This is a genomic window from Streptomyces oryzae (assembly GCF_017676365.1).
Lineage (GTDB): Bacteria > Actinomycetota > Actinomycetes > Streptomycetales > Streptomycetaceae > Streptomyces > Streptomyces oryzae.
The window spans coordinates 1-4,982 of the sequence record NZ_JADKMA010000309.1; the positions used below are offsets into that span (position 1 = coordinate 1).

The 4,982-nt window shown below is 61.0% G+C and carries 2 protein-coding genes, 1 tRNA gene and 1 pseudogene; 1 reads left to right on the top strand and 3 read right to left on the bottom strand.

The features are described 5' to 3' along the window. Positions 1-55: 55 nt before the first annotated feature. A tRNA-Ser gene (locus ITI46_RS33030) sits at positions 56-142 on the top strand. Positions 143-1,413: 1,271 nt separating this feature from the next. Here ITI46_RS33030 and ITI46_RS33035 read toward each other — a convergent pair. From ITI46_RS33035 to ITI46_RS33045, 3 genes and pseudogenes are all read right to left on the bottom strand, one after another. Then, a pseudogene (locus ITI46_RS33035) lies at positions 1,414-2,528 on the bottom strand (tyrosine-type recombinase/integrase); the annotation flags it as partial. Positions 2,529-3,323: 795 nt separating this feature from the next. After that, positions 3,324-4,592 (bottom strand): DNA sulfur modification protein DndB, encoded by a 1,269-nt coding sequence (locus ITI46_RS33040; protein ID WP_209243634.1) that lies wholly within the window; start codon positions 4,590-4,592, stop codon positions 3,324-3,326. A gap of 219 nt (positions 4,593-4,811) precedes the next feature. Then, the coding region (locus ITI46_RS33045) for an integrase core domain-containing protein (RefSeq protein WP_209243635.1) at positions 4,812-4,982 on the bottom strand (171 nt) is incomplete at its 5' end.

Here is a 4,982-nt window from a genome sequence, read left to right on the forward strand (position 1 = left end):
ACCCCACCGGATACCGATTTCGATCCCGGGCCCTCATTGGGCTAGAGTTCCTCTCGGTAGCGTGTCCGAGCGGCCGAAGGAGCTCGCCTCGAAAGCGAGTGAGGGGGCAACTCCTCCGTGGGTTCAAATCCCACCGCTACCGCTCTGAGCAGGACAGATGGAGGGCCGGACCCCGGTGGGGTCCGGCCCTTCGTCGTCTCCGTCTCAGTTTCCGTCTCAGTTGGCTCCCGCCGAGGACCAACGTCTCATCATGCGCTACCTCACCTACCGAGGAGAGCGCCGAGAGTGTCGAGGCCCCGCCTGGCCGATCGGCGGTAGATGAGAGCAATGACAAGCACGGCGCAGGCGCTGGTCAACGGGGCAACGGTCGCCCCCGGCAACGGAAGCAGGGCGACCCCGAATCCACATACAGCTATGATCGCAGCAGCGATCGCCATGCGGAGGGTCTCGTGATCACGAACAGGCTCGTGACCTTCAAGCGCGCCAGCTTCTAGAAGAGCGCCAGCGCGACCCTCAGCGCACCGATCACCAATGGCCATCAGCATCTTGCCTAGCCGATGCAGATTCTCCTCTGGCGCTTGGTCCACATCTGATGCTGCCGCCCTCAAAGCGGCGATGACCTGGCCAGCATGTCTCTTCAGAAGAGCTCGCTGTTGGGACGGCAGACCAACCGGCCCAACCCTGGTCGTTCGCCACGCCCGTCGAACAGCCCTCTCCGCCAGATACAAGTTGACCGCGCGTTCAGTGCGCATCTGCCTCCGCCAACCTTGTGCACAGAGAGCCCGCCCACACTCAGCAGCACTCGCGTAGAGGGTCACCGATGCCCGGTAACGCCGCTCCATCGTATGCAAACGGCCCCTCATATCCCGGTCATCCACAGAAATAAATACACCTATGAACAACTGGCCAAAGAAGAAGCACGACAGAATCATCACGGACACGCCGAGCAACTGTGCAGACATCACCTCCAAGGCTTCCAGGAAGTGCCCATGTAAGGAGTCATATTCACGATTCAGGCGCCCATAAATATCGGACCTGAAAATTCGGAGAACCCCGTAAAAGAACCACGGGAAGAAATAGCCGCATACTAGTCCGAGAGCAAGTGCAATACAACGAAACGGGATTACTACCACAAAGCCAAAGGCCCACTTCATGACTACCCGCCGGACCCGGGAGGGTATACCCCCGTCACCCAAGACACCTAGGCTATGCAGCATCGAAGCTTCATACCGCCGAGCCAGGCGTCGTGAAGTCCTTCTGTAGAAACGCGAGCGCACAACTAAATTCGCCACCCTCACATGATGCCAGAACAGCAACGACACGGATGGCTTCTCAGCGAGCACGGCAAACGTATATCGGGCGAGGACCCCTCGCCCGATATACACTCACCCACAGGACCGCACTACCTATCCATCACTCTCCGGCTGGAACCTCCCAAATGAACCCGTCAATCTTTTCGGCGATACCGCTTCTGACGGAATCCACCATGTGCTGATAGCGCGCGGCCATGGAGGTTGAGGGCCAGCCCATGAGGCCCATGACGGCTCGCTCGGGTACGCCGAGGATCAGCAATACCGTCGCAGCAGTGTGGCGGGCATCGTGCAGGCGGCCGTCTCGGACCTTCGCGTCTCGTAGCAGCTCCTTCCATTCGTCGTAATCAACTCGGGTGGCTGTGCCGCGACCGGTCGGCGTGGCGAACAGCCAACCCCCGTCGTGCCAGTCGGCACCTGCCGACGCTCGTTCGGCATCCTGCTTCACCTGATGGGCGCGTAGATGCTCCACAAGCTGTGGAGGCAGCCCAACGGCACGTCGCCCGGCCCGCGACTTGGTGTCGGCCGTCTCCGGGTTGGTCCGGTGACGCTGAGGGCAGTAGCCGGCCTTCCTGCCGCACGTGTCGCCGCAGCCGTGGGCGTAGCGGGGGCGTCGTCGGCTTCGGCGGACCCAGAGGACGCCGTTGGAGGGATCGACGCCGTCCACTGGAGTCCCAAAGCCTCGCCCTGTCGCAAGCCCAGAGCCAGTGCGACGGCCCAGCGGGCCGAGTTCCGGCGCTTCTCTGCCGCGCGGAGGATTCGGCGGACCTCCTCCACCGTGTACGGCTCGACCTCTTCCTCGTTCACCCGAGGGGCCTTGGCGAGGCTCACCGGATTCTTGCCGAGGTGGCCGCGTCGGACAGCCTCGTTCAGCGCAGTACGGAACGTTCGGTGCACCTGATGCGCCGTCGCGGGCTTGCTTCCGTTGGCCTGCATCTTGGGGTAGAAGCGCTCGATGTGCTCCGGGCTGAGCTTGTCCAGGCGGTGCGCTCCGAGACCGGGCACGAGGTGGACGCGTACCGCCACGCCGTACCCGACCATGGTGTTCTCACCGACACCCAGCGGAGCGATGTTCTCCACCCAGTGCACGAGCCAGCTCTCGACAGTCCAGGACCTACCGGGCTTACGCACGCTTCTCCAGCTTCCGGACGACCTCGGTGACCTCCGCTCGGCATGGCGGCGGTCCGGCTTGCTGTCGTCACGTACGCCAACAGTGACGCTTCTCGGCGGCACAGAGGTAAGCACTGCAATGACAAATCAGGATGCCGATTCTCTCTTTGTACTGCTAAACAGTAGAGTGGAGGCTCTTGAGGCTGTTGCGATAACACTAGCCGAAGCGGGCTTGCGAAATAATCTCACCCTTCAAATCGATCGCCGGAACCAGATCGCACATGAAGGGGAGTGGGATCCTGCTGACGTCACACTGAGACATATTTCAGTATCACACTCGCAGGATTGCAGAAAATGGATCAAGGTGATGGTCGAAGGACTCAGGACACACTGGACCTAGGCCGGTCGGGGACAACCGTTACCGAAAGGCTGCCGGTACGAAACTCGAGACTCTAATTGCGTAATGACGCCGACGCGCAGTGGCAGACAACTGCACACGCCTACGGACCATCGCAGCGGCTGAGAGACTCAGCAGGCCAGAGCCGAGCGCCCGCCCCAGGTAGCTGCAAGATGAAAAGATCGTGGGTTCAAATCCCCCGGGAAAGAAGAAGCAGATCAGGGCCGGTCTTTCTAGAGGTAGAATAGTCCTGATTCGCGCTGGATGACCAATTGAGTGCTTATGGTTTGCGGCCGACCTGAAAGGATGGTCCCATCGCGGCCTTACCACACGGGTTCCACTGCCTGACCATGTGGCATGGCCACGATCCTTTCGGCGGCTAGGTTGATCTCCAGTGGGCCTACAGGGGGAAAATGAGCCTTGCCGCGGCACCTAGATGTACGCCACAGTGCACATGCGAAGAGCACAAGGACGTGCGGGGCGGGTGCCCACTCCGAGTAGATCAGCTAGAGAGCAGCAGGCGCCTTCTTGTACCAACCGGTGATGACGCTCACGAGATGAACAATATTCTGCGTACGCATGATCGGGGCGGAGCCGTTCATCTCGAAGTCAACATTCGCGTCCGGATGGGTACGCCAGAGGCTGGTCTCCGACACTGGCGCGGCCATGTGCGGGTCGAGACGCTTGAAGAAGTCCGTTACGTCATCGAGTGCGACCGGGTTCTCGCCCGAACGAAGTTCGCGGAAGACGCCACCAAGAACGCGGAGCATGCCCACCGAGCCAAGAAGCGAGTTCCGACGTACCTCCTGGGCCAACGTAAGTTCCCCGGGCTGACGCTCGGCCTCTGGGCCCTCCTCGGTCAAGGCAGCGAGGTCTGTGAACGCATTTGAAATGACGTCGAGGAAGTCCTTGACTTGCTCAATCACCTCACCATCGGTCAGAGTCTGCTCCGCCTTCTTGCTGATCCGACCACCTGCACCGGCAATGACGGCGCGGGTGATGTCGGCAACGTGCTTGGCCCCCATAAAATTGGGGTTCTTGAGTGTCATGCGGTCCTGCTCGGCATCGACCCGCCCCTTCAACAGCGGGTGATCGATGACGTCGGACAGCGTCCGGTTAGCGACCTTGTAGCTGTCGAACCGTGCGCGCACGGCGCTGCTGATGCCCTTGGCGTTGTCAGCCACGTCCACGAACATCTGCTGCGCCTTGATCGGGTCGGGCTCAAGGTAGATGTCCAGCCCTACGAACTCGGCCTTCAGCCGGTCCATCTGGCCGATGAGCTTGTTGCGCTCAGCTTCGAGCTTCGCTGCTTTGTCCGGGCTGACCTTGCGGGCCATGTCCCGGTCCACGGACGAGATTGCGTCAGTGATGCGCTGCTTCTCGATGGCAACGCCGAGGACCCGGTGCTGGCCGTCGATGGTCCGCAAACTGGAGACACCACCGATGGCCCACGGGACAGTGAGGTACCCGACCGCGCCGTGCTCGTCTACCTTCTCGAAGGTACAGCCGCCTCCGTCCCGGGCCAGGAGTGTCGGAGCCACCCAGTCTTGCTTGGTGTGGAGGTACTCGCCGAAGTGTTTGGCATGAAGGCGGTCGACCTTGCGGTTGTCCTTGTCGACATTGTTCGGATCGGGAACGGGGAGGATCGTCGGAAGATCCAGGAGAGGAACACGCACGCTATAGACCGTGCGTCCGCCCTGAGACGTCCTGATGGCGAGGTACGTGCTCGAATCCTGCGGCTTGGACAGACGCAGCGGATCGACTGTGATGCTCACGGTTAGCCCCCCAATGGGTCATGCCGCAGACCTGAGTTGGCGCGGCAGTAGCCAAACTGTAGGGCGCATTTACTTACCAAGGTAGGTAACTTCTTACTTTTGGCTGGGAAGCTGCTGAGATGCCTACCTAAGTGGCACTACTACATGTAAAGCGATCAAGTTCTGATCAATAGTTGACGCTCGTGATAGCAGCTCGACAGCTGGGGAGCGTGGCACGAACTAGCTGTATTGACCTGGAGCGTTGTTGACGCGGCTGATGGGTAGGTGGCCGTCGAGTGCGGTGTGGCAGCGGTGGTGGTTGTAGGTGTGGAGGAAGTCTGTCAGGGCTTCGGTGCGCTCGTCGTTCGAGGTGTAGGAGCGGATGTAGGCCCACTCGTCGAGCAGGGTGCG